Below are 23400 nucleotides of genomic sequence, written 5' to 3' on the forward strand. Positions count from 1 at the left end.
ACGCTCTGCGTGGGAATGCCTCCATGGACGCTCCGCGTCCAGTGACGCAGAGCGTCACGGGCTGCATTCCCACGCAGAGCGTGGGAACGATCGAATGGGCTAGTCTGGCCAATGCCACGCCGGCTCATCCAGCACCCGCTGCCCGACAATCCCGGTCTGGCCCAGCGTCTTCTCCAGCACGATGCAATTGCATTCCGGGTCTTCCTGCAACGCCGAGATCAATCGCCGTGCATGTGACACCACCCACACCTGACACTGCTCCGAAGCGCGAATGATCAGCCTTGCCAGCGCCGGCAGCAGGTCCGGGTGCAGGCTGGTTTCCGGTTCGTTGAGCACCATTAGTGTAGGCGGTCGCGGTGTCAGCAACGCCGCAACCAGCAGCAGATAGCGCAAGGTTCCGTCTGACAATTCCGCCGCCGACAATGGTCGCAACAAGCCTTCCTGATAAAATTCGATAGCGAAACGGCCACCGGCCAACAATGCGATATTCAGCCGCGCGCCGGGAAACGCATCGCTGATCGCCGCGCTCAGTGCTTGCGGATCGCCAATCTCGATAATTGTCTGCAAGGCCGCCGCCAGATCGCGGCCGTCGTGGTGCAGCACGGGCGTGCGAGTGCCCAGTTGCGGCTGACGCACCGGCGCGTCGGCATCGCTGCGAAAGTGATCATAAAAGCGCCAGCGCCGGATGAATTCGCGCATCTGGAACACTTCCGGCGAGCTGCGCAGATTGCCGACCTGATCGAACAGGCTATCGAAGTTCGGTGTGTGTTGCGCCAGCACATCCCAGGCGCGACCTTCGCGGGCGCGGATCATCGGACCGTTGCGATCGACCAGCAGGCTTGCCGGGCGGAACACCGGACCGGCCCAGATGCATTCCCGCTTGATCTCCGGGTCGAGGGCAAAGCATGAAGTGCTCGGCTCCGGCAGGCCCAGGCCGATGGCGTAGCTGAAATCCTCGCCGGCGAACCCAAGGCGCAACCTTTTCACGCCGTGGCGCACAGTCGGCTCGATCGCCACCTCACCGTTGCGCATGCGTCGGCTGATGGTTTCCGGCCCGGCCCAGAACGTCGATTCCAGCCCGCCCTCACGCGCCAGCGCATTGACCACGCCGCCCTGGGCGGTTTCCGCCAGCAGGCGCAACGCGCGGTAGAGGTTGGACTTACCGCTGCCGTTGGGCCCGGTAATCAGGTTCAGGCGCCCGAGCGGAATGACCAGTTTGTTGATCGAGCGGTAATTGGCCACCGCCAGGGTGTTGAGCATGAAATCCTTCTCCGGGTCACTGCGATACGCGGGCAGCATACCTTTAATGAGATAAATCTGGTGTTGGCGTCCGCAACCGTGGAACCCTGTTCTAAGCTCTGAAGTCGTATCGTCTCGACAGCAGCATTTAAGGCCAAGGAGTGTGCATGGCGGGTCCCGGATTGAAAGTGCTGATGGCCGTGAGCGCCATGGCGTTGCTCACCGCATGCGGCGACAAGAAACCTGCTCAGGAATACTTGCCACGGGTCTTTGTGCAAGAGGTCGAACCGGCCAACTACGCCGCCGCGGTGACCCTCACCGGTGATGTGCAGGCGCGGGTGCAGACCCAGCTGTCATTCCGCGTCGGCGGCAAGATCATCCAGCGCATGGTCGATGTCGGCGACCGTGTCACCGCCAAGCAGGTGCTGGCCAAACTCGATCCGAAAGATCTGCAGACCAACGTCGATTCCGCTCAGGCCCAGGTCGTCGCCGAACAGGCCCGCGTGAAGCAAGCGGCAGCCGCTTTCGTGCGTCAGCAAAAACTCCTGCCCAAGGGCTACACCAGCCAGAGCGAATACGATTCGGCACAAGCCGCGCTGCGCAGTAGCCAGAGCGCATTGAGCGCGGCGCAGGCGCAGCTGGCCAACGCCAAGGACCAGCTCAGCTACACCGCGCTGATCGCCGATGCACCCGGGGTGATCACCGAGCGCCAGGCCGAAGTCGGCCAAGTGGTGCAGGCCACCGCGCCGATTTTCAGCCTCGCCCGCGATGGCGACCGCGACGCGGTGTTCAATGTCTATGAATCGCTGCTGGCCGAGCGGCCGTCCGATCGCTCGATCGTAGTCAGCCTGCTCGACAACCCCGAGATCAAAACCACCGGCACCGTGCGTGAGATCACGCCATCGGTGTCGGCGCAATCGGGCACCGTGCAGGTCAAGGTCAGCCTCGACAAACTGCCGCCGGGCATGCAGCTCGGTTCAGTAGTGAGCGCCACCGCCAAGGGCACCGGCAAATCGGCGGTGGAACTGCCCTGGTCGGCGCTGACGAAAAACATCAGCGACCCGGCGGTATGGCTGGTCGATGACAAAGGTGAAGCGCAACTGCACACGGTCACGGTCGGCCGTTACCTGACCGGCAAAGTGATCATCAGCGAAGGCCTCAAGGGCGGCGAGAAAGTCATTGTCGCCGGCGGGCAACTGTTGCACCCCGGCATGAAAGTCGAGATTGCCGAAAACACCTACAAGGATCTGCAACCGGGAGCGCAGCCATGAAGCGCTTCGGCCTGTTGTGCATGGCGTTGCTGCTGGGCGCCTGCTCGGAAAAGGAAACCCCGCCGGAACCGGTACGTCCGGTGCTGTCGGTCACGGTCAAAGCGCTCAACGAAGAAAGCCTCGGGCGCTTTGCCGGCAGCATTCAGGCGCGCTACGAGAGCAACACCGGTTTCCGCGTCGGTGGACGTATCGCCAGCCGCAACGTCGATGTCGGCGCCGAGGTGCAGAAGGGCACGTTGCTTGCCACCCTCGATCCGTCCGACCAGCAGAACCAGTTGCGCTCGGCCCAGGGCGATCTGGCGAGAATCCAGGCGCAACTGATCAACGCCCAGGCCAATGCACGTCGTCAGCAAGCGCTGTTTGATCGCGGCGTCGGTGCCCAGGCGCAACTGGACGTCGCCAATACCGATCTGAAAACCACTCAGGCCTCGCTTGATCAGGCACGCGCGGCGGTCAGCCAGAGCAAGGATCAGTTGAGCTACACCGAGCTGCGCTCCGATCACAAAGCTGTGGTCACCGCGTGGAACGCCGAAGCCGGGCAAGTGGTAACTGCCGGGCAACAAGTGGTGACGCTGGCGCAACCGGACATCAAGGAAGCGGTGATCGATCTGCCGGATACCCTGGTCGATCAGTTGCCCAGCGACGTGGTGTTCTCGGTGGCTGCGCAACTCGACCCGAGCATCAACACCACGGCGATCGTCCGCGAGATCGAACCCCAGGCACAAAGCGCCACACGCACCCGTCGCGCGCGCCTGACCCTATCGGATACGCCGGACGGTTTCCGCCTCGGCACCGCGATCAGCGTGACCCTCAGCTCGGCGATCAAACCGCGCATCGAACTGCCGCTGACGGCGTTGCAGGAAGCCGACGGTAAAACCCGCATCTGGGTGATCGACACGCAGAACAAAACCGTCAACCCGCGCGACGTCAGCGTGGTCAGCCGTGGCGACAACAGCGTGGTGCTGGCCGGTGGCGTGCAAAACGGCGAGCGCGTGGTCAGCGCCGGCGTCAACAGTCTCAAACCCGGACAATCGGTAAAACTTGACGAGGACAGTCAATGAAAGGCTCTTTCAACCTCTCCGAATGGGCCTTGAAGCACCAGTCATTCGTCTGGTACCTGATGTTCGTCGGGCTGCTGATGGGGGTGTTCTCCTACTTCAATCTCGGCCGCGAAGAAGACCCGTCATTCACCATCAAGACCATGGTGATCCAGACCAAATGGCCGGGCGCGACTCAGGAAGAAACCCTCAAGCAGGTCACCGACCGCATCGAGAAAAAACTCGAAGAGCTCGATTCCCTCGACTACGTGAAAAGCTACACCCGCCCCGGCGAATCGACGGTGTACGTGTACCTGCGCGACACCACCGGCGCTGAGGACATTCCGCAAATCTGGTACCAGGTGCGCAAGAAGATCGACGACATTCGCGGCCAGTTTCCCCAGGGCATTCAGGGGCCGGGGTTCAACGATGAGTTCGGTGACGTGTACGGCTCGGTCTACGCCTTCACCGCCGACGGCCTGACCATGCGCCAGTTGCGCGATTACGTGGAACAGGCGCGCGCAGAAATCCGCAGCGTGCCGGGGCTGGGCAAGATCGAAATGGTCGGCCAGCAGGACGAAACGATTTACCTGAACTTCTCCACGCGCAAACTCGCCGCACTGGGTATCGACCAGCGCCAAGTGGTGCAGAGCCTGCAATCGCAGAACGCAGTGACTCCGGCCGGGGTGATCGAGGCGGGGCCGGAGCGGATCTCCGTGCGCACCTCGGGCCAGTTCGAGTCGGAGAAGGATCTGGCCGAGGTCAATCTCAAACTCAACGATCGCTTCTATCGTCTGGCCGACATCGCCGAGATCAGCCGTGGCTACGTCGATCCGGCGACACCGGAATTCCGCTTCGACGGCAAACCGGCGATCGGCCTGGCGATTGCCATGCAGAAGGGCGGCAACGTTCAGGAATTCGGTAAGGCACTGCACGAGCGCATCGACCAGCTCACCGCCGACTTGCCGGTTGGCGTCGGCGTGCACACCGTTTCCGACCAGGCGGTGGTGGTGGAAGAGGCCGTTGGCGGTTTCACCAGCGCACTGTTCGAAGCGGTCATCATCGTGCTGGTGGTGAGTTTCATCAGCCTCGGCGTGCGCGCCGGTCTGGTAGTGGCCTGCTCGATTCCGCTGGTGCTGGCCATGGTCTTCGTGTTCATGGAATACAGCGGCATCACCATGCAGCGGATTTCCCTCGGCGCGCTGATCATCGCCCTCGGTCTGCTGGTGGACGACGCGATGATCACCGTGGAAATGATGGTTACGCGCCTGGAAATGGGCGAGAGCAAGGAGCAGGCGGCGACGTTCGCCTACACCTCGACGGCATTCCCGATGCTCACCGGTACGCTGGTGACCGTCGCCGGTTTCGTGCCCATCGGTCTCAACGCCAGTTCGGCGGGTGAATATACCTTCACGCTGTTTGCGGTGATTGCCGTGGCGATGATCGTCTCCTGGGTGGTGGCGGTGTTCTTCGCACCAGTGATTGGCGTGCACATCCTCAGCGACAAGGTGAAGGCCCACGATGCCGAGCCGGGTCGCGTCGGTCGCGCCTTCAACGGTGGTCTGTTGTGGGCCATGCGCAATCGTTGGTGGGCGATCGGCGTCACCGTGCTGTTGTTCGTGCTGGCGGTGTTCTGCATGCGTTTCGTGCAGAACCAGTTCTTCCCCGCTTCGGATCGTCCGGAAATTCTCGTCGACCTGAACCTGCCGCAAAACGCCTCGATCGATGAAACCCGCAAAGCGGTGGACAAGCTCGAAGCGACGCTCAAGGGCGACCCGGACATCGTGCGCTGGAGCACTTACATCGGTCAGGGCGCGATCCGTTTCTACCTGCCCCTTGATCAGCAATTGCAGAACCCGTACTACGCGCAGCTGGTGATCGTCAGCAAGGACTTCGAAGCCCGCGAGGCCCTTAGCCAGCGCTTGCGTGAGCGGCTGCACAAAGACTTCGTCGGCATCGGCAGCTACGTGCAGGCCCTGGAAATGGGCCCGCCCGTGGGGCGTCCGATTCAGTATCGAGTCAGCGGCAAAGACGTCGATCAGGTGCGCAAACACGCCATCGACCTGGCCACCGAACTGGACAAGAACCCGCACATCGGCGAGATCATTTACGACTGGAACGAGCCGGGCAAAGTCCTGCGCATCGACATCGCCCAGGACAAGGCGCGGCAACTCGGGCTGTCGTCCGAAGACGTCGCCAACCTGATGAACAGCATTGTCAGCGGCTCGCCGTTGACCCAGGTCGATGACGATATCTACCTGATCAACGTGGTCGGTCGCGCGGTGGATTCCGAACGCGGCACGCCGGAAACCCTGCAGAACCTGCAGATCGTCACGCCGAGCGGCACCTCGATTCCGCTGCTGGCGTTCGCCACCGTGCGCTATGAACTGGAGCAGCCGCTGGTGTGGCGTCGTGACCGCTTGCCGACCATCACCATCAAGGCCTCGGTGCGTGACGAGATACAGCCGACCGATCTGGTGAAACTGCTCAAGCCGTCGATCGATGCTTTTGCCTCGAAACTGCCGGTCGGCTACAAGGTCGCCACCGGCGGCACGGTCGAGGAAAGCGGCAAGGCCCAGGGACCGATTGCCAAGGTGTTGCCGCTGATGCTGTTCCTCATGGCGACGTTCCTGATGATTCAGTTGCACAGCGTGCAGAAGATGTTCCTGGTCGCCAGTGTCGCGCCGCTGGGGTTGATCGGCGTGGTCCTGGCGCTGGTGCCGACTGGCACGCCGATGGGCTTCGTGGCGATCCTCGGGATTCTCGCGCTGATCGGCATCATCATCCGCAACTCGGTGATTCTGGTGACGCAGATCGATGAGTTCGAGCAGAAAGGCTATGCGCCGTGGGACGCGGTGGTCGAAGCCACCGAACACCGGCGTCGGCCGATTCTGCTGACCGCAGCGGCGGCGAGCATGGGCATGATCCCGATCGCCCGCGAAGTGTTCTGGGGGCCGATGGCCTACGCGATGATTGGTGGCATCGTCGTGGCGACGCTGCTGACGCTGCTGTTTCTGCCGGCGCTGTATGTGGCCTGGTACAAGATTCGCGAACCGCAGAAGGATGAAAAGCCGGCGCAGTGAGCTAGCCCCTGCGATCTTTGGGAAAGGTCTGACTTACAGGGTGAGTGGACTGCGCTAACGTCCCTTCTTCATTCGAAGAGGGACGTGCCATGTCGACTGTTTCCGGCTTGTTACGCGGATGGTTGCTGCTCGCTGGCTTGAGCCTGTCGCCGGCAGTACTGGCCGAAGTGCTGCTGGAAAACCGGCTGTGGCGGGTGCAGGTCGATCCTGCGACGCTGGCGGTGCGCGTTGAAGCCGCCGGCGCTGCGCCGGTGCAGGCCTCGGCCGGTATGCTGCGGCACAAGGTCAGCGACATGGTCAGGCGCGGCAATCGCATCGATTGGCAATGGGACGATGGGCGCTGGTTGCTCAGTGTTGACCTGGACCAGCGTGACCTGACGTTTTCGATTACGGCTAACTCGCCCTCGCAAATCGAGTTTATTCATCAGCCCGCCAGTGCAATGGGCCAGGCGCTGATCTGGCCGCTTGCCGAAGGGCGCTACGTGCCGCGCGGTGACCGGGTGTGGCAGAAGTTCCTGCTCGCGCAGGGCGCGCTCGTTACCACCCAGGACTTGAGCCTGCCGCTTTGGGGGATGGAGTACGAGAATTTCAGCCTGCACTGGCTGCTGACCAACCCTTACAACAACCAACTGCGCTTCAAGACCAATGGTGATGCACTGGGGCTGTCGGCCCGGCATCGATTCACATCGCTTGAACCCTCAAAACCGCTGACCTTCAGCCTGTTTCTCGGCGATGTCGATCCCTTGGCCGGGGCCAAGCGCTACAAGCAGTGGCTCATTGAAAGCGATCAATATGAAACCTTGGCGAACAAGCTGATCAAGACCCCGCAAGCCGCCAAGCTGATCGGTGCCGCGCATGTCTATCTATGGGGCAACGACCCGCTCGGCCCTGACGATGTGCGCAACTGGCCGCTGCTGATTGCCCGGTTGCGCGGCTCGGGTGTGCTGGTCAGTGAACTTCGGGCAGCAATGGATGCTGAAGCGCTGCGGTTGCTCGCCAGCGAGACCGTACTCAATCGCTATCAACAGACTGTGATGCTGCGCAGTCTCAATCGCGCGCTGACCGTTCAGGCGCGCAAAACCTGGCAGGCGCGTGCGGTGCCGGACATGCAGGCGCTGGCCAACGGGTACGCTGAGGTGCGCGAGCAGCTGGCCGATGTTCTGAAGGGTACGCTGGCGCCTGATCCTTCGCGCTGGGGGCGCACCTTGTCGCGACGAACCACTGAACGCTTGCAGAGCGCTGGACTTTCGCGTTTATGGCTTGGGCTCGGCGAGGGCTGGGAAGGTGGACTCTGGCACCCGGAGGCGGTGCGCGCCGCCGTCTCTGCGGGGTATCTGATTGCCCCCTATGACTCCTATGAAACCGCGCTGCGCGAGGACGAAAATCCGGACTGGACCACCGCGCACCTCGGCGATCGGGCCAATACCGAGTGCGCGATCGTGGAGGAAAACGGTGCGCTGAAAAGCGGGTTTCAGCAGTCCGGTCACTATACCGATCCGCGATGTGTGCGACCGTTACTTGAGCGGCGCATCGATGCAATCCAGAAGGTTGCCGGGTTCAACAGTTGGTTTCTCGATGCCTATGCCGCTGGGATGCTCTTCGACAGTTATCGTCCCGGCGCACCGATGACCCAGGCGCAAAATGCCGCGGGCAACGTTGCAGCATCGCGCTGGATCAACGAAGTGTTGCAGCTGCCGAGCGGCTCCGAGGATGGCAATGCCGCCACCGCACAGGGGGTCTTGTTCGCACATGGCATGCAGACGCCAGTGATCGGTTGGGGCGATCGCGACATGCAGCAGCCGGGCACAGCGGACTTTTTCGTCGGCCCATGGTACCCACCGGAGCAGCCTGCGGTGTTCTTCAAACCGACCCGATTGAAGGCTGACTACCGACGCGTTCATTTCGCCCCCGCCAGCCGTTTACCGCTGTATCAGGCGGTGTTCCACGGCTCTGTCATCACCAGTCATCACTGGTTGTTCGATAATCTGAAACTGAGCGACGTGCGGGTGGAAAACGAGCTCACCCAGTTGCTCTACAACGTACCGCCGCTGTACCACCTGAGTGCGGCCAGCCTTGATCAGCGCTTGCCGCTGATCGTGCGTCAGGATCGATTCTTTCGTCCGCTGCACGAACGTCTGGCGACGCAAGCGCTGACCGCTTTTGACTGGTTGAGCGAGGATCGCCTGGTCCAGCAGACGACGTTTGCCGACGGCACGCGACTGCTGGCCAATTTCGACGCCGCTCCACGCAATTGGCAGGGCCGGACGTTACCGGGACACAGCATGACTGCACTGTTAGCGGACGGCAGCGACAGCCAGTATCAGGTACAAGCAGCGCCCTGATTCAGACTTTGCGCCACACGCTCGCCAGCCACGGCTGCTGTTCGCGCGGCAAGCCCGCAGGCCGGTAATAATGCTCCAGCTCGACAAAACCCGCCGCCGTCAGCAACCCGCGCCAGGCTTCGAGATCGTGATACGAGCCGTAGCGCGGCCCATTCCAGCCCTCTTGATTGTCGCCACGCGGATTGGAACTGAACAGCACGCCACCCGGTTTCAAGGTGCCGTGCAATTGCCGTAGCACTTGCGGCAACACCTGCAACGGCACATGAAACAGCACGGCATTGGCGAAGATGCCGTCGAAGCGCTCGGCGGGTAGATCAAGCTTGAGAAAGTCCTGCTGCCAGACTTCGCAACCGCTGTCCTGGCGGGCCATGCGCGCGAATTCCTGTGAGCCATCAAGGCCGATCGCGACGTGGCCCATGCGCGTGAAGGTTTGCAAATCCCGGCCCGGCCCGCAGCCGAAATCGAGAATTGTCAACGGCGACTCAGCCTGAATGTGGCGCAGCAAGGCCTCGATGTTCTGACTGACATCGTGGTCGCGAGTGCCTTCACGGAAATCCTCGGCCACCGAGTTGTAGTGACCGAGGGTAGTGGCGGTGATCTGTTCGAGGTCGCTGGGCGTTTGCTTCATGTTCGATGCTGTATTGGCGGTGTGAGGGCGGACTATAAGCTTTTTCACCGGCAAAAAAACGCCGCCTGCGCTGGGGCCAGTGCAGGCGGCGATGGGTGCCAGGCTTCAGTGCTGCTTGGCTCCCAGACAATCGATCGAGCGGTCCATCATCGCCTTGGCCATTTCCAGCAGATGCCAGACCGAGAACACCATGGCCCGATCCGCGCCCCCGAGCTGGTCACCGCATTGATGGACGGTCACCGAAGCGCAGCGCAGCAGATCGGCAACATACAGTTGGGCGTCCTCCAGCGTCACATCTTCGCTGATGCTGTAGACGCGTTTCTGTCCAGCCAACGTGACCTGATTGCCGGCCAGATGTGAGTCGACGGCGCGGCACAGTGCAGAGCGATCCTTGAGCAAATCCTCGGTGAACCGCTTGCTTGAGGTAAGGCTGAGTGGCGGATCGGCAAGTTTCTTTTCCATGGGTAAACTCCTGACTTCAAGTGGGAGCCAACCATTTCGCGACTAAACGAGCAGGACGGCGGCTGCACGCGGATCAGTTGCCGGCCGGACAACTGAATCCAGTCACCGCAAAACAGTGACGACCGGAGATTAGCTACAGGATATTTCGGGTACAAGCGGGCAAATTATTCTAGGAATCGTCCTGCAAACCCGCGTGCTTCAGGCTGGCGAAACGACAAAAGTGGTGTAGGAAGCATCTGATTTTGACGAAGGGCATCGCCCAAAATACTGCGATCACATGGGTCTGGTTGATGGCCACCTGCCGCTATCGACCTTAGCGCTTATTCAGCCCCCGCGCCAGCCTGTCGCCACCCAACTGAATCACCGCCACCAGCGCCACCAGCAAGACGATCACCGTCAACATGATCTGGCTATCGAAGCGCTGATAACCGTAGCGGTAAGCGATATCCCCCAGCCCACCAGCACCAATTGCCCCAGCCATGGCCGACGAATTGATCATCGTCACGAGCGTGATGGTGAACCCCCCGACAATCCCCGGCAGCGCCTCGGGCAGCAGCACGTGCCAGACGATGTGCCAGCGCCGGCAACCCATGGCCTGTGCGGCTTCGATCAGCCCATGATCGACCTCGCGCAGACTCACTTCGGCAATCCGTGCGAAGAACGGCGTTGCGGCGATTGTCAGCGGCACCACAGCGGCCCACACGCCATAGGTAGTGCCGACGATCAGGCGGGTGAATGGAATCAGCGCGACCATCAGAATCAGGAACGGGATCGAGCGGAACAGATTGACGAAGGCGCCCAGCGCACGGTTCAACAGCGGCGCCTCATAGATCCCGCTCTTGTCGCTGGTGACCAGAATCACCGCCATGGGAATCCCCACCAGCAGCGCGATCAACGAGGACACGCCAACCATCAGGAAGGTGTCGATAAAACCCTGCAGCAAGCGATCAAACCACATAGCCCAATACCTCCACTCGTTGCGCCCATTGCCCGGCGCGTTCGCGCAATTGCTCGGCGCTGAACGCCGAACCGCTGACGGCCAGTAAAAGCTGCCCCAGCGCATGACCCTGAATCCTTTCCACGCCGCCCTGAAGCAGCTTCACTCGGCCACCCAATGCCGCGAACAACGCGGCCAGATCCGGCTCATCAGCGGCACTGCCGGTGAACTGCAAACGCAACACCACCGCTGCATTTGAAGCCGTGGATTGCGCCTGCAATCGGCTTTGCAGTTCTTCCGGCAAGGCGTGTTGCAGCGGCGCGAGCAAAGTCTGGCTGACTGCGTGTTGCGGATTGCCGAACACTTGCCACACCGGCCCTTGCTCGACCACATGGCCATGCTCAAGCACGACGACGCGATCGCAGATCTCGCGGATCACTGCCATTTCGTGAGTGATCAGCACAATGGTCAGGCCCAGGCGTTTGTTGATCTCGCGCAACAGGCCGAGGATCGACTGCGTGGTTTCCGGGTCGAGCGCCGATGTAGCTTCATCGCAGAGCAGAATGTCCGGGTCATGCACCAGCGCACGGGCGATGCCGACACGCTGTTTCTGCCCACCGGAGAGTTGCGCCGGGTACGCCTTGTGCTTGCCTTGCAGGCCGACCAGTTCGAGCAGTTCGCGAACCTTGTTGTCGCGCTGCTCCTTCGGCACGCCGGCGACTTTCAGCGGCAACTCGACGTTCTGCCAGACGGTCTTGGCCGACATCAGATTGAAGTGCTGGAAGATCATGCCGATGCGCCGGCGCAGGGCGACGAGGCGGTCTTCATCGAACTCGCCGATATCCACCTGATCGATCAGCACCCGCCCCGACGTTGGCTGCTCCAGGCGATTGATCGTGCGAATCAGCGACGACTTGCCAGCGCCGCTGCGGCCGATGATGCCAAACACTTCACCGCGCTGAATCGCCAGGTCGATGCCCTGCAAAGCCGCGACCGGACCTTGTCGGCCGTTGTAGGTTTTGCCCACGCCAATAAAGCGTACGTGGGCGCGATTCAACTCGGGATGCAGCTCGGTTTTTTCAGCATTGTGTGGCTCTGGAAGCTCCAGTCGCCGTTGGATCGCCGCAGTCATGTTCAGCTTTTCCAACCGGCCTGATAGAGCTTGCCGTGGGCCTTGTCCAGTGCCGCGCGAACGGCCGGTGAATGCTGATAGATGTCGACGAACTTGATCAGGCGCGGGTCGGTTTTGCTCTTCGGCTGGATGACGAACTGGATCACGTATTCCTTGTGATCGAGACCGTCGAACAGCAGCGCCGAGCCGGCATCGAAGGTCTTCGCCAGACGGATGTAGGCTGGATAACCCTGGACCAGGTCGGCGTCGTCATAGGCGCGCACCAGTTGCACGGCTTCGACCTGCAGGATCCTGATGTTCTTCGGATTGGCGACGATGTCGTCCTCGGTGGCTTTGTAGCCGACGCCCGGTTTCAGGGTGATCAAACCGGCCTTGGCGAGCAATTGCAGACCGCGACCGCTGTTGATCGGGTCGTTGGCGATGGCGACGCTGGCGCCTTCGGGCAGCTCATCGAAGCTTTTGTATTTCTTCGAATACAGACCGACGTTGTTAATGATCCCAGGAGCGAATGGCACCAGATCGAAACCGGACGCGGCTTTGGCGTTTTCCAGGAACGGGATGTGCTGGAAGTAATTCACGTCGATGTCGCCAGCGGCGAGGCTGACGTTGGGCGCGATCCAGTCGGTGAATTCCACCAGTTCGACTTTCAGGCCTTGTTTGGAGGCTTCCTCGACGGCGGCTTCCAGCGGGATGGCAAAAGCGGCGGTGGTGCCGATTTTCAGCGGCGCATCGGCAGCAAACACCGCCGAGCTGAACAGGCCGAAGGCCAGGGCCAGTGCTTTGACTGGGTGGGACAGGGTTTTTTTGGTCATGGTGGTTTTTCCAGTCAGTGCATAAGATTTGTGGTGTCTGTTGTGGCCTCATCGCTGGCAAGCCAGCTCCCACAGGTTTTGTGTGCGCCGCAGACCCTTGTGGGAGCTGGCTTGCCAGCGATGCTTTTAGCGTCGGTACGAAGAGCCGGTATGTTGCTCAGGCAACTGCGCCTCACCGTGAAACAATTTCTCGCGCAAGGTCCCGCTGTCATACGCAGTCTTGTACGAGCCGCGCCGCTGCAACTCGGGAATCACCAGTTCGATGAAATCGACATAGCTTTCCGGGGTGACGATGCGGGTCAGGTTGAAGCCGTCCAGACCGGTTTCGGCGATCCACGACTCCAGCTCATCTGCGACTTTTTCAGGCGAACCGACCACGGTGATGTAGCGGCCACCGAGGGCGTGCTGGTCGAGCAATTTGCGCCGGGTCCAGTCGTTGTTCTGCAGGTTTTTCGTCGCCGACTGAATCGCATTGCTCTTCACGTACTGGATCGGTTCGTCGATTTCGTACTGGGCAAAGTCGATACCGGTGGACGCGGAAAAGTGCGCCACGCCGGCCTCGGCGCTGGCGTAGCTGAGATACTCGGCATGCTTGGCCCACGCCGCTTCTTCGGTGGCGCCAACGATCACATTGAGGCCCATGAACACCTTGATGTCTTGAGGATTGCGCCCGGCTTCGACGGCGCTGGCGCGGACCTTGTCGACCTGCACTTTGGTCGATGGTTTGTTCTGGCCGCTGATGAACACGCACTCGGCATGACGCCCGGCAAACAGCAAGCCGCGATCGGAGCTGCCGGCCTGAAACAGCACCGGCGTGCGCTGCGGCGACGGTTCGCAGAGGTGATAACCCTCGACCTCATAGAACTCGCCCTGGTGCACGACCTTGTGCACTTTGTCCGGGTCGGCGTAGATGCGCTGCTCGCGATCGTTGCGCACCGCGCCGTTCTCCCAGCTGCCTTCCCAGAGCTTGTACAAGACCTGCAGATATTCTTCGGCCTGGTCGTAGCGGCGGTCATGTTCGACCTGCTCGTTGAGACCCATGGCTTTGGCGGCGCTGTCCAGGTAACCGGTGACGATGTTCCAGCCGACCCGGCCGCGACTCAAATGATCGAGCGTCGACATGCGTCGGGCGAACAGATACGGCGGCTCGTAAGTTAGATTGGCGGTCAGGCCGAAACCGAGGTTTCTGGTAACAGCGGCCATGGCCGAAACCAGCAGCAGCGGATCGTTGACCGGCAACTGGATCGACTCTTTCAGCGTGACGTCCACCGAGTTCTGGTAGACGTCGTAGACGCCGACGATGTCAGCGATGAACAAGCCATCGAACAATCCACGCTCAAGCAACTGCGCCAGTTCGGTCCAGTACTCGATCGTGTTGTAGCGGGTCGAGGTGTCGCGCGGGTGCGTCCACAGGCCGTGATTGATGTGGCCGATGCAGTTCATGTTGAACGCGTTGAGCAGAATCTTCTTTTTCGCAGCAGTCATCAGATCGTCCCTCGCAGCGGAGGGTTTTCATCGTTGAGGTAGTAATTGCCCACGGCGTGATATTTCCAGCGCACCGGGTCGTGCAGGGTGTGCACGCGCGCGTTGCGCCAGTGGCGGTCGAGGCCGTGTTCACTCAGCGTCGCCTGGCTGCCGGCCAGTTCGAACAGGGTGCTGCCAGCGGCGAGGGAAATTTCCGTGCTGATCGCCCGCGCTTCGGCGACTGCGATCGAGGCGGCGGCGACGGTTTCTGCGTTGGTTTCGGCTTGCGCGGCATCGAGGATTTCGCCGGCACGTTCGAGCAAGGCTTCGGTGGCGTGCAGCCGAATGCTCAAGTGGCCGAAGCTCTTCAATGTGAGCGGATCTTCGGTGGCCGTGTCGTTGCCGGAATCGATCCACGGACGGGTCTTGCTGCGCACGAAATGCAAGGCATCTTCGAAAGCTGCGCGGGCGATGCCGGTGTCGATGGCGGCGTGGAGAATCTGCGCCAGCGGGCCGACCGTGGTCGGGCGCTCGAAAGCGCTCTGGAACGGCAGCACGTCTTCCGCCGCTACATACACATCTTCGAACACTACCGAGCCGCTGCCAGTGGTGCGCTGGCCGAAGCCGCTCCAGTCGTCGATTACCGTCAGGCCCTTGCTCTCGCGCGGGACGAAGGCCAGTTGCTGTACGCCGTTTTCATCGACCACCGACGTCGGAATGCGCTGCGCGTAAATCGCCCCGGTCGAGTAGAACTTGCGACCGTTGATGCGATAACCATCACCATCGCGGGTGAGACGGGTGACGCGGTCGTGAGCGGTTTTGGTGCCCAGTTCTGCCAAGGCATTGCCAAAGCGCTGGCCGGCGAGGACCTCGGCGTACAGGCGCTTTTTCTGTTCATCGCTGCCATTCACGCGCAGCACTTCCAGTGCGTAGAAATGGTTCTGCGGAATCTGCCCGAGCGAGCCGTCCGCCTGCGCGATCAGGGCGATGACTTTGGCCAGGGTGACGTTGGATACACCCGCGCCGCCATATTCTTTCGGCACGCTGATGCCCCACAGGCCGGAGCGGGAAAACACTTCCAGCTCGGCCAATGGCAGGCGGCGTTCGCGGTCGCGCAGGGCGCTGTCGCGTTGGAAATCTTCGGCCAGGTCACTGGCGACGATCAGGGCTTGCTCATCGCTGGTGATGAGCGCGACGTGATGGGAAAGCGTCATAGGGGGTTCTCCAGATGACTGGTCGTCTCAGATCCAGGAATGGCGAGCCGGCAAAGTGCCGTTCAGGCGATAGGCGCCGACCGCGTGATATTTCCAGCGCACCGGGTCGTGCAGGGTGTGCACGCGGGCGTTGCGCCAGTGGCGATCCAGATTGAATTCGGCGAGGGTCGCGCGGCTGCCGGCCAGTTCGAAGAGCTTTTCGCTGGCCAGCAGCGAAATCTCGGTGGTCAGCACTTTTGCTTCGGCCACGGCGATCGAAGCGCGTGCCGCCGATTCGGCAGTCAGCGGCGCGGCGTGGACGTCATCGAGCACTTTTCCGGCCTTGCGCAGCAGCGCTTCGGCGGCGTGCAGTTCAATTTTCAGTTTGCCGATATCGGCGATCACGTAGAGGTCATCGCTGGCGCGCTCGACCTTGGCGTCGATCCATGGCCGTGCGCGGGTTTTGACGAACTCGATGGCGTCGTTGATGGCGCCACGGGCGATGCCGGCGTCAATGGCTGCTTGAATCAGCTGCGACACTGCGCCCTGGGTGTTCGGCTTGTCGTTGATCTTCCAGTTGTCGATGACCAGGCTCGACTCGACGCGCACGTTGTTCAGCAGGATCGTGCCGCTGGCGGTGGTGCGCTGACCGAAGCCCGACCAGTCATCGACGATGCGCAACCCCGGCGTGCCGCGACGGACGAAGGCCAGCACTTGCTTGCCGTCATCGTTGAGCGCTTTCACCGCGACCCAATGCGCAAACAGCGCGCCGGTGGAGTAGAACTTCTGGCCGTTGATTACGTAATCGTCGCCGTCAGCGGTGATCCGCGCCTTCAGTTCCAGGGTGTTTTTCGTGCCGCGTTCCGGGCCGGCATTGCCGATGCGCCAGCCTTCCAGAACACTCTGGAACAGCTGCTTTTTCTGCGCTTGGGTGGCGGTGCCGAGCAGCAGATGGATGATGCCGAACTGGTTCTGCGGGATCTGTCCGAGCGCCGGGTCGGCGGCAGAAATGATCGCGAATACTTCGGCCAATGTGACGAAGGAAACCTGCGGGCCACCGTATTCGCGCGGGATGGCAATGCTGCCCAGACCGCTGCGGGTGAACTGTTCGATTTCCGACCATGGCAGCTTGCGCTGACGGTCGCGTTTGGCCGCCTGCACACGGGCGGCTTGCGCCAGCTCGTGGGCGGCCTTGATAGCTTGAGCGTCGTTGCGCAGTACTTGCGCGGGCAACAACAGCGGGGCGATGTCCAGATCGGACTGCACGTTGGCATCTGCAAGACTGGACATCAGTGCCGCTCCCTGGCTGCACGCAATGCCCTGGCGATCTGCACTGGGGTGATTGTGTTCCGGACCATACCTACCTCACATCTCATGAAAAACGCCGCGAAGTGCGACGATTGAAAGAATGTCCGGTGGTCCGGTTCATATACCCTAAGCGTGTATAAAATTTAAATAAACTAACTTTTAGGAATATGCATAGAAGGGGGATGTTCGGCTTGGTTAACGACTTTCAGGTGAGAGGTCACTGACCTCCCACCTTGGGCAGGTCTCACTTGGTACGTGATTCGGCGGCCTTTAATTCGGGTTTCAACGGGACTTTTACGTACGGATTCACGCAACCGATTTTCAACGTGCGCGGCGGTGCCCAGCGCGAGTTGTTACCGACCCGGTCGAGGATGCAGTAGGTCACGTCCAGCCGCAGGTCTTCGCCCGCTTCGACAATGACCGCCGGTGGCACCCAGACCTGAATCGGCAGCCCGACATCGGCCGCAGTGACTGGCGCCAGATCCATGCGCACATCGCCCCAGCGCAATGTGATGGCGTCGTCTTCTGCCATGTTCAGATAAGGCTCGATGGTCAGCGGCACGCCGCGTTTGATCTGGCTGGGGTTCACGCCCTGACGGCGAATCGCTTCGGGGATGATCACTGGTGCCAGTTGCTGGTTTTCGTCTTCGCACTGCCCAGTGGGCTGACCACCGGGGCAATCGAGTTTGACCTGCACCCGGGTCGCCGCCGACAGTGCCGGACCCTGGCCGACCTGCATCACGCGGTAGTGAATGCGCGCGGTGCCATTGGTGATGAAACTCTCCGGCACCCGCAGGCTGACCGACTCACCCACATCGTCTGCGCTGAGGACTTTTGACGCGACATAGCATTTGTTCCAGAACAGTTCGATCAGATCGCCAACGTCCATGTCGCGGTAGGGCGGTACATTGATCAGCAGATGGGCCGCTGTCGCCTGGTTGATGCCGGTTTTTTGTGCGCATGCCAGCGTTGGCGCTGCAAGTTCGGGGGTGTGCGAAGTGCGGGTCATCGGTTTCTCTCCTTGAAGTCTTGCAGCGAAATCCGTTTCTGGACAACAAAAAAGACGCGAATCAACTGGCAATAAGAGCGAAAACTATTTGTTCGATTTTAGTGCGAGTTGTTTGAACTAATTGGCGCCGGTTGCCGACTAGATAAAAGTCTGCGGAGAGGGGTGTCAATAGAGGGGCTTAGTTAATGCGTGAATTACAAGTTAATCAGAAAGCTCCTACGTCACCTAGGCAATATACCTAGTGGTACGCGCGAAACCAGCTACAGATAAACGGCTATTGCGCAGGGTTTTGCGCGGGTTTGTTCGCAGGCAAACGTATGAAAATATGACGAGTCGAAGATGCGCGTAACCGTTGCGCAATATATATCTGCGCTCGCAAGTAACAAATGTAGAGAAGATTGAAATGCCGGGAGAGAGGTAACTTCCATCCGTGGAAGTGGAGGGGTATTACTGAGGAAGTTGTCAGGCGTGATTCAGAAACTTGCTGAGAAACTGTTTGGTGCGTTCTTCTTTCGGGTCGGCAAACAGTGCCTTGGCTTCACCCTGTTCAACAATTACGCCCTTGTCGAAAAACACCACGCGATTGGCCACGTCACGGGCAAAACCCATTTCGTGGGTGACAATCACCATCGTGCGATTTTCTTCGGCAAGACCGCGAATGGTCGCCAGCACTTCACCGACCAGTTCCGGGTCGAGCGCTGAAGTCGGTTCGTCGAACAGAATCACTTCCGGCTCCATCGCCAGCGCCCGGGCAATCGCCACGCGCTGTTGCTGGCCACCGGAGAGACGGCGCGGGTAGGCGTCCTCTTTGCCGGCAAGCCCCACTTTGGTCAGCAGCTTTTTACCCAGAGCAACTGCCTGGTCGCGCGGCATCTTCTTGACCACGATCGGGCCTTCGATGACGTTTTCCAAAGCAGTGCGGTGGGGGAACAGGTTGAAGTTCTGGAACACGAAGCCGACGTGCTGGCGCAGGTTGCGCACCAGACTCTGCTGCTGGTTCAGCGGGCGGCTGGTATCGATTTCGATATCGCCGACCTTGATCCGGCCGCTGGTGGGTTCTTCGAGGAAATTCAGGCAGCGCAGGAATGTCGTTTTCCCCGAGCCACTGGGGCCGATGATCGCGACGACTTCGCCTTCCTTTACCTCAAGGTCGATGCCGTTGAGCACGACCTGACCCTTGAATTGCTTGGTCAGTTTTTCCACGACAATCATCGCGTCAGGACTCCTGGTCGTGCCGATTGACCCGCTCTTCCAACTTGTTCTGCAAGTGCGAAAGCACCGTGGCCAGAATCCAGTAGATCAGCGCGGCGGCAAGATACATGGTGAAGACTTCGAAAGTCCGGGCGGTAATCAGCTGCGCCTGACGGAACAGCTCCGGCACCTGAATGGTCGCGGCCAGCGCCGTGTCCTTGACCAGCGAAATGAAGCTGTTGCCCAGCGGCGGCAATGCCGTGCGCATCGCTTGCGGCAGGATGGCCCGGCGCAGGGTCTGCGCGCGGGTCATGCCGATACTCGCAGCGGCTTCCCACTGACCGCGTTCGATCGAACCGATCGCGGCACGGAGGATTTCACAGGCGTAGGCGGCCATGTTCAGCGAGAAACCGATCAGTGCTGCCGGCAGCGGATCAAGCTCCATGCCCAGTTGCGGCAAGCCGTAATAGATCACGAACAGCTGCACCAGCAACGGCGTGCCGCGAAAGAACGACACGTAGATGCGGGCCAGCCAACTGACCGATTTGAAGCGCGACAGGCGCATCAGCGCGAGGCCGAAGCCCAGCAGCAGACCGAAGAACATCCCGCCGAGGCTGAGGACTACCGTGTAGTACGCGCCCTTCAACAGAAAGGGCGCGGAATCCAGCGCGAGTTGGAAAGCCTCTTCCATTATTTAGTGACGTCTGCGTTGAAGTACTTCGTCGACAGTTTCTCGAGAGTGCCGTCAGCACGCAGTTCGTCGAGCGCCTTGTTCACCGCAGCCAGCAGTTCAGGCTCGCCTTTGCGCAGGGCGATACCGGATTCCTGACGCGAGAAGGCCTCGCCGGCAGCCACGGTTTTCGGGGCTTTCTTGGCGTATTCGAGGGCAGCCAGACGGTCGATCAGGATGGCATCGGTACGACCGTTGTTGAGGTCGGCGAACTTGGTCGGATCATCATCGTAGGTGCGCACGTCAGCACCCGGCACGTTGGCGCGAACCCACTGCTCGTAGTTGGTGCCCAGGCCGACACCGACTTTCTTGCCGGACAGGTCAGCGGCAGTCTTGATGTTCAGCGCCGACTCTTTGCTTTTCAGCACGAGGGCCTGGATGCCAGAGACGGTATACGGTTCGGAGAAGTCGTACTTCTTCTTGCGCTCGTCGGAGATGGTCACTTGGTTGACCACCAGATCCAGACGTTTGGATTCAAGTGCGGCGAGGATGCCGTCCCATTTGGTCGGCTGGATCTTGGCTTTGACGCCGAGCTTTTGCGCCAGCGCTTCGGACAGCTCCACTTCGAAACCGGACAGCTTGCCGTTTTCGTCAACAAAGCTGAACGGTGGGTAAGTGCCTTCCAGGCCGACGTTGAGCACGCCTTTGTCCTTGATCTGTTGCAACTGCTCACCGGCCACTGCCTGACCGATCAGGCCAGCGCTGAGCGCAAGACCCAGCGAACCGACCAGCAGAGTGCGACGTAGTGCGGAAAAATTCATGACAAGCCCCTGTGTTTTCTTATGGAAGACGCTTAAGGAATGTAGGCAAATTGGTGATTTGAACGACAGCGCTATCCTGCCTTAAAGCAGCTTAAGCGTCTCGCCCGAAATTCGCCTGCGGCGAGACTATAAGATGTCTGTTTTAGACTTGAAAATACTAGATTGTGTTTCTTTTAGAGTTTTTTGGAATATGTGCCAGTTCTGGTGTGGCGAGGAGATTTATCCCCGTTCGGCTGCACAACAGTTGCAAAGTCCTGCGACGTGTACTCACTTGCGAAGGCAAGGGGCCGCTCCGCGACCCAACGGGGATAAATCCCCTCGCCACAGGTATCTGCAATCTGCAGTGATCACCTTGTCAGAAAATCCTTGTAGGCAAACAACGCTGGCGCTCCGCCGGTGTGCAGGAAGATGATCGGGCCGTCATCGAAGCGCTGCCGGCCGATCCCGTCGAGCAGACCGGCCATGGCCTTGCCGGTGTAAACCGGGTCAAGCAACAGACCTTCCTGAGCCGCCAACAGTTTCACCGCCGCCAGCGTTCCGGCATTCGGCTCGCCATAACGCGGGGCGAAATATTCGTCCCACAGCTCGACCTTGAAGCTGGTCGGCAACTCGACGCCCAGCAGCTCAGCGGTGCGTTCGGCCAAACCCTGAACCTTCGGCCGCTGATCTTCTTCACTGCGCGAAACGGTCACGCCGATCACCGGCAGTTGCGGCAGCGCCTCACTTAGCGCCAGTCCGAGACCACTGTGAGTACCGGCACTGCCTGAAGCCAGCACCACCGCGGCGAAATCGAGGCCGCCGTCCTTGATCTGCTCAGCCAGCTCCAGCCCGGCGCGCACATAACCCAGAGCACCAAGGGCGTTGGAGCCGCCGATCGGCACCAGATACGGCTTCTTGCCGTTGCTGCGCAGGCGGGCGGCGAGGGCAGTCAGTTGTTCGTCGGCGTTGTCGAGGTTGTCGACCAACTCGACCTTGGTGTCGAACAGATCCAGCAGCAGGCGGTTGCCGTTGCCGGTGTAATTTCCGTCATCAGTGCCCAGCGGGTTTTCCAGCAGCGCCACACAACCGAGGCCGAGTTTCGCGGCCAGCGCGGCGGTTTGGCGCACGTGGTTCGATTGCAGCGCACCGGCCGTGATCAGCGTGTCAGCACCTTGCGCGAGCGCGTCGGCGGCGAGGTATTCGAGTTTGCGCAGCTTGTTGCCACCCATCGCCAGCGGCGTCAGGTCATCGCGTTTGATGTACACCTCGCGACCGAGCCAGGTGGACAGGCGCTCGAGTTTTTCCAGCGGCGTGGGGTGGCTCAGCAGTTCGAGACGGGGGAAGCGTTGCAGCTGTTGTTTGATCATGGGTCCGTACTGGCGCAGAAGAATGAAAGGACTATAGGCACGCGTTTTTGCACGGGCAACCGCCAATCGCTTATAGCCAAATGGACTGAGGCCAGCACTATCGGTTCTTAATTCGTCGGCAAAGGCATGCCGTAAAGTAGGCGCCGATGACGCGGCCAGACAGTCCGGCCGCCCGTGAGGAGTCTTTACCGTGAGCGAGCGTTCCAGCCATTGGCAATTGCAGACCATCGTCAGCCAGCTGCGCAGCGCGCGGGATCAGTGGCGCGCACAGAATGGTCGCGCTTCAGGGGAGCAGGGCGGCCGCGAATTGCCATCGCGAGCGGCGATGGCGGAAATCCTCGAGGCGCTGTGTGGCGCGCTGTTCCCGATGCGTCTGGGGCCGGTCGATCTGCGTGAAGAAAGTGAAGATTTCTACGTCGGCCACACGCTTGATGTAGCGCTGAATGCCTTGCTGGCGCAGACGCGCCTGGAGCTGCGTTACGTTGCCCGCCACAGCGCGCAGGACGACAGTGAAGTCGAAACCCGCGCCATCCAGATCGTGCAGGATTTCGCCTTGGCCTTGCCGGGGCTGCGCACGCTGCTCGACACCGATGTGCTCGCGGCCTATCACGGCGACCCGGCGGCACGCAGCGTTGATGAAGTGCTGCTGTGCTATCCGGGCATTCTTGCGGTGATTCACCATCGCCTGGCGCACCATTTATACCGTGCCGGGCTGCCGCTGCTGGCGCGGATCAGCGCGGAAATCGCGCATTCGGCGACGGGCATCGATATCCACCCCGGCGCGCAGATCGGCCGCAGCTTCTTTATCGATCACGGCACCGGTGTGGTGATTGGCGAAACCGCGATCATTGGTGAGCGAGTGCGCATTTATCAGGCGGTGACTTTGGGTGCCAAGCGCTTTCCGGCGGATGAGGACGGCCAATTGCAGAAGGGCCACCCGCGCCATCCGATCGTTGAGGATGACGTAGTGATCTATGCCGGGGCGACGATTCTCGGACGGATCACCATCGGCAAGGGCTCGACCATTGGCGGCAACGTCTGGTTGACGCGCAGCGTGCCGGCGGGGGCGAATCTGACCCAGGCGAATCTGCAGCATGATGACGGGACGCAGAAGTAGGCCGTGGAATCCTTTTCCCCTCACCCCAGCCCTCTCCCGGAGGGAGAGGGGGCCGACCGAGGTGTTTTGCGTCATACATCGACCTGAAATACCGGGTCGATTATGGATTCGGCACGGTTTCCTCAGGTTGGCGCACATTCTGAACATCCTCCAATCAGTCCCCTCTCCCTCAGGGAGAGGGTGTATGTACCGGGGACATGGTGGACACATGTTCGGAGACATGGTGGACGGTTTTAGATCTTCTTACCTGCCGTCACGATCTGCAAGTTCAAGTCGATTCGAGCGACACGATGTCTACTCCAGTAGACATCGTGGATACCGTCCTCCGTCGTCTCCCT

Annotated in this window: 19 protein-coding genes; 5 read left to right on the forward strand and 14 right to left on the reverse strand. The window is 60.8% G+C overall.

The genetic code is table 11. The features are described from left to right. Positions 1-99: 99 nt before the first annotated feature. The gene (locus tag QMX86_RS13870) at positions 100-1260 is read right to left on the reverse strand and encodes an AAA family ATPase (RefSeq protein ID WP_282384532.1); all 1161 of its coding nucleotides are present in this window, start codon (positions 1258-1260) and stop codon (positions 100-102) included. 146 nt (positions 1261-1406) lie between these two features. Here QMX86_RS13870 and QMX86_RS13875 point away from each other — a divergent pair, with 146 nt between their 5' ends. The 4 genes from QMX86_RS13875 (at position 1407) to QMX86_RS13890 (ending at position 8972) form a co-directional block, all read left to right on the forward strand. Next, entirely contained in the window at positions 1407-2510 is a 1104-nt protein-coding gene (locus QMX86_RS13875) for an efflux RND transporter periplasmic adaptor subunit (RefSeq protein ID WP_024011162.1), read from the forward strand. Next, positions 2507-3571: an efflux RND transporter periplasmic adaptor subunit gene (locus QMX86_RS13880; RefSeq protein WP_282384533.1), complete on the forward strand. Its 1065-nt coding sequence runs from the start codon at positions 2507-2509 to the stop codon at positions 3569-3571. Before QMX86_RS13875 ends, QMX86_RS13880 begins: the two co-directional genes overlap by 4 nt. Further along, on the forward strand, positions 3568-6630 hold the full coding sequence (locus tag QMX86_RS13885) for an efflux RND transporter permease subunit (RefSeq protein WP_071174048.1): 3063 nt from the start codon (positions 3568-3570) through the stop codon (positions 6628-6630). The genes QMX86_RS13880 and QMX86_RS13885 overlap by 4 nt, the downstream gene beginning before the upstream one ends. A gap of 89 nt (positions 6631-6719) precedes the next feature. Beyond that, positions 6720-8972, forward strand: a complete 2253-nt coding sequence (locus tag QMX86_RS13890; protein WP_282384534.1) for a glycoside hydrolase — start codon at positions 6720-6722, stop codon at positions 8970-8972. Position 8973: 1 nt separating this feature from the next. Here QMX86_RS13890 and QMX86_RS13895 read toward each other — a convergent pair whose 3' ends face one another. From QMX86_RS13895 to QMX86_RS13955, 13 genes are all read right to left on the reverse strand, one after another. Continuing rightward, positions 8974-9600 carry a class I SAM-dependent methyltransferase gene (locus QMX86_RS13895; protein ID WP_039756397.1) on the reverse strand — a complete coding sequence of 209 codons (627 nt, stop codon included), beginning with the start codon at positions 9598-9600 and terminating at the stop codon, positions 8974-8976. Between the two features lie 105 nt (positions 9601-9705). After that, positions 9706-10062: a hypothetical protein gene (locus tag QMX86_RS13900; RefSeq protein ID WP_016772210.1), complete on the reverse strand. Its 357-nt coding sequence runs from the start codon at positions 10060-10062 to the stop codon at positions 9706-9708. A gap of 313 nt (positions 10063-10375) precedes the next feature. After that, positions 10376-11020, reverse strand: coding sequence for a methionine ABC transporter permease (locus QMX86_RS13905; protein WP_122611154.1), 645 nt, complete (start codon positions 11018-11020; stop codon positions 10376-10378). After that, the gene (locus QMX86_RS13910; RefSeq protein ID WP_282384535.1) at positions 11010-12131 is read right to left on the reverse strand and encodes an ATP-binding cassette domain-containing protein; all 1122 of its coding nucleotides are present in this window, start codon (positions 12129-12131) and stop codon (positions 11010-11012) included. The genes QMX86_RS13905 and QMX86_RS13910 overlap by 11 nt, the downstream gene beginning before the upstream one ends. A 2-nt stretch (positions 12132-12133) precedes the next feature. Then, positions 12134-12943 (reverse strand): MetQ/NlpA family ABC transporter substrate-binding protein, encoded by an 810-nt coding sequence (locus QMX86_RS13915; protein WP_282384536.1) that lies wholly within the window; start codon positions 12941-12943, stop codon positions 12134-12136. A gap of 126 nt (positions 12944-13069) precedes the next feature. Further along, positions 13070-14428 (reverse strand): LLM class flavin-dependent oxidoreductase, encoded by a 1359-nt coding sequence (locus QMX86_RS13920; RefSeq protein WP_282384537.1) that lies wholly within the window; start codon positions 14426-14428, stop codon positions 13070-13072. Continuing rightward, positions 14428-15621, reverse strand: a complete 1194-nt coding sequence (locus tag QMX86_RS13925) for an SfnB family sulfur acquisition oxidoreductase (protein ID WP_282384538.1) — start codon at positions 15619-15621, stop codon at positions 14428-14430. Before QMX86_RS13925 ends, QMX86_RS13920 begins: the two co-directional genes overlap by 1 nt. Before the next feature lie 27 nt (positions 15622-15648). Then, positions 15649-16890 (reverse strand): SfnB family sulfur acquisition oxidoreductase, encoded by a 1242-nt coding sequence (locus QMX86_RS13930; protein WP_282384539.1) that lies wholly within the window; start codon positions 16888-16890, stop codon positions 15649-15651. A 262-nt stretch (positions 16891-17152) separates the two neighbouring features. Further along, a complete protein-coding gene (locus QMX86_RS13935) occupies positions 17153-17917 on the reverse strand; it encodes a hypothetical protein (RefSeq protein ID WP_282384540.1) in 765 nt (254 codons plus the stop codon). Between the two features lie 462 nt (positions 17918-18379). Continuing rightward, positions 18380-19129, reverse strand: coding sequence for an L-cystine ABC transporter ATP-binding protein TcyN (gene tcyN / locus QMX86_RS13940; RefSeq protein ID WP_071174057.1), 750 nt, complete (start codon positions 19127-19129; stop codon positions 18380-18382). Between the two features lie 4 nt (positions 19130-19133). Beyond that, on the reverse strand, positions 19134-19799 hold the full coding sequence (tcyL, locus tag QMX86_RS13945) for a cystine ABC transporter permease (RefSeq protein WP_016772200.1): 666 nt from the start codon (positions 19797-19799) through the stop codon (positions 19134-19136). After that, positions 19799-20599 (reverse strand): cystine ABC transporter substrate-binding protein, encoded by an 801-nt coding sequence (gene tcyJ / locus QMX86_RS13950; RefSeq protein WP_122601379.1) that lies wholly within the window; start codon positions 20597-20599, stop codon positions 19799-19801. Before tcyJ ends, tcyL begins: the two co-directional genes overlap by 1 nt. A 347-nt stretch (positions 20600-20946) precedes the next feature. After that, the gene (locus QMX86_RS13955) at positions 20947-21945 is read right to left on the reverse strand and encodes a D-cysteine desulfhydrase (protein WP_282384541.1); all 999 of its coding nucleotides are present in this window, start codon (positions 21943-21945) and stop codon (positions 20947-20949) included. Positions 21946-22135: 190 nt separating this feature from the next. Here QMX86_RS13955 and epsC point away from each other — a divergent pair, with 190 nt between their 5' ends. Then, complete coding sequence (gene epsC / locus QMX86_RS13960) at positions 22136-23062, forward strand: serine O-acetyltransferase EpsC (RefSeq protein WP_024011175.1); 927 nt, start codon at positions 22136-22138, stop codon at positions 23060-23062. Positions 23063-23400: the final 338 nt, after the last annotated feature.

Origin of the sequence: Pseudomonas sp. PS01270, from assembly GCF_029959775.1 — a bacterium.
Taxonomy (GTDB): domain Bacteria; phylum Pseudomonadota; class Gammaproteobacteria; order Pseudomonadales; family Pseudomonadaceae; genus Aquipseudomonas; species Aquipseudomonas atacamensis.

Bases quoted from the DNA above. Each gene is read 5' to 3' on its own strand.
- QMX86_RS13875 (WP_024011162.1), top strand. From the start codon at position 1,407: ATGGCGGGTCCCGGATTGAAAGTGCTGATGGCCGTGAGCGCCATGGCG.
- tcyL (WP_016772200.1), bottom strand. From the start codon at position 19,799: ATGGAAGAGGCTTTCCAACTCGCGCTGGATTCCGCGCCCTTTCTGTTG.
- QMX86_RS13895 (WP_039756397.1), bottom strand. From the start codon at position 9,600: ATGAAGCAAACGCCCAGCGACCTCGAACAGATCACCGCCACTACCCTC.
- QMX86_RS13955 (WP_282384541.1), bottom strand. From the start codon at position 21,945: ATGATCAAACAACAGCTGCAACGCTTCCCCCGTCTCGAACTGCTGAGC.
- tcyN (WP_071174057.1), bottom strand. From the start codon at position 19,129: ATGATTGTCGTGGAAAAACTGACCAAGCAATTCAAGGGTCAGGTCGTG.
- QMX86_RS13870 (WP_282384532.1), bottom strand. From the start codon at position 1,260: ATGCTCAACACCCTGGCGGTGGCCAATTACCGCTCGATCAACAAACTG.
- QMX86_RS13910 (WP_282384535.1), bottom strand. From the start codon at position 12,131: ATGACTGCGGCGATCCAACGGCGACTGGAGCTTCCAGAGCCACACAAT.
- QMX86_RS13925 (WP_282384538.1), bottom strand. From the start codon at position 15,621: ATGACGCTTTCCCATCACGTCGCGCTCATCACCAGCGATGAGCAAGCC.
- QMX86_RS13880 (WP_282384533.1), top strand. From the start codon at position 2,507: ATGAAGCGCTTCGGCCTGTTGTGCATGGCGTTGCTGCTGGGCGCCTGC.
- QMX86_RS13905 (WP_122611154.1), bottom strand. From the start codon at position 11,020: ATGTGGTTTGATCGCTTGCTGCAGGGTTTTATCGACACCTTCCTGATG.
- QMX86_RS13915 (WP_282384536.1), bottom strand. From the start codon at position 12,943: ATGACCAAAAAAACCCTGTCCCACCCAGTCAAAGCACTGGCCCTGGCC.
- QMX86_RS13920 (WP_282384537.1), bottom strand. From the start codon at position 14,428: ATGACTGCTGCGAAAAAGAAGATTCTGCTCAACGCGTTCAACATGAAC.
- QMX86_RS13935 (WP_282384540.1), bottom strand. From the start codon at position 17,917: ATGACCCGCACTTCGCACACCCCCGAACTTGCAGCGCCAACGCTGGCA.
- tcyJ (WP_122601379.1), bottom strand. From the start codon at position 20,599: ATGAATTTTTCCGCACTACGTCGCACTCTGCTGGTCGGTTCGCTGGGT.
- QMX86_RS13885 (WP_071174048.1), top strand. From the start codon at position 3,568: ATGAAAGGCTCTTTCAACCTCTCCGAATGGGCCTTGAAGCACCAGTCA.
- QMX86_RS13930 (WP_282384539.1), bottom strand. From the start codon at position 16,890: ATGTCCAGTCTTGCAGATGCCAACGTGCAGTCCGATCTGGACATCGCC.
- QMX86_RS13890 (WP_282384534.1), top strand. From the start codon at position 6,720: ATGTCGACTGTTTCCGGCTTGTTACGCGGATGGTTGCTGCTCGCTGGC.
- QMX86_RS13900 (WP_016772210.1), bottom strand. From the start codon at position 10,062: ATGGAAAAGAAACTTGCCGATCCGCCACTCAGCCTTACCTCAAGCAAG.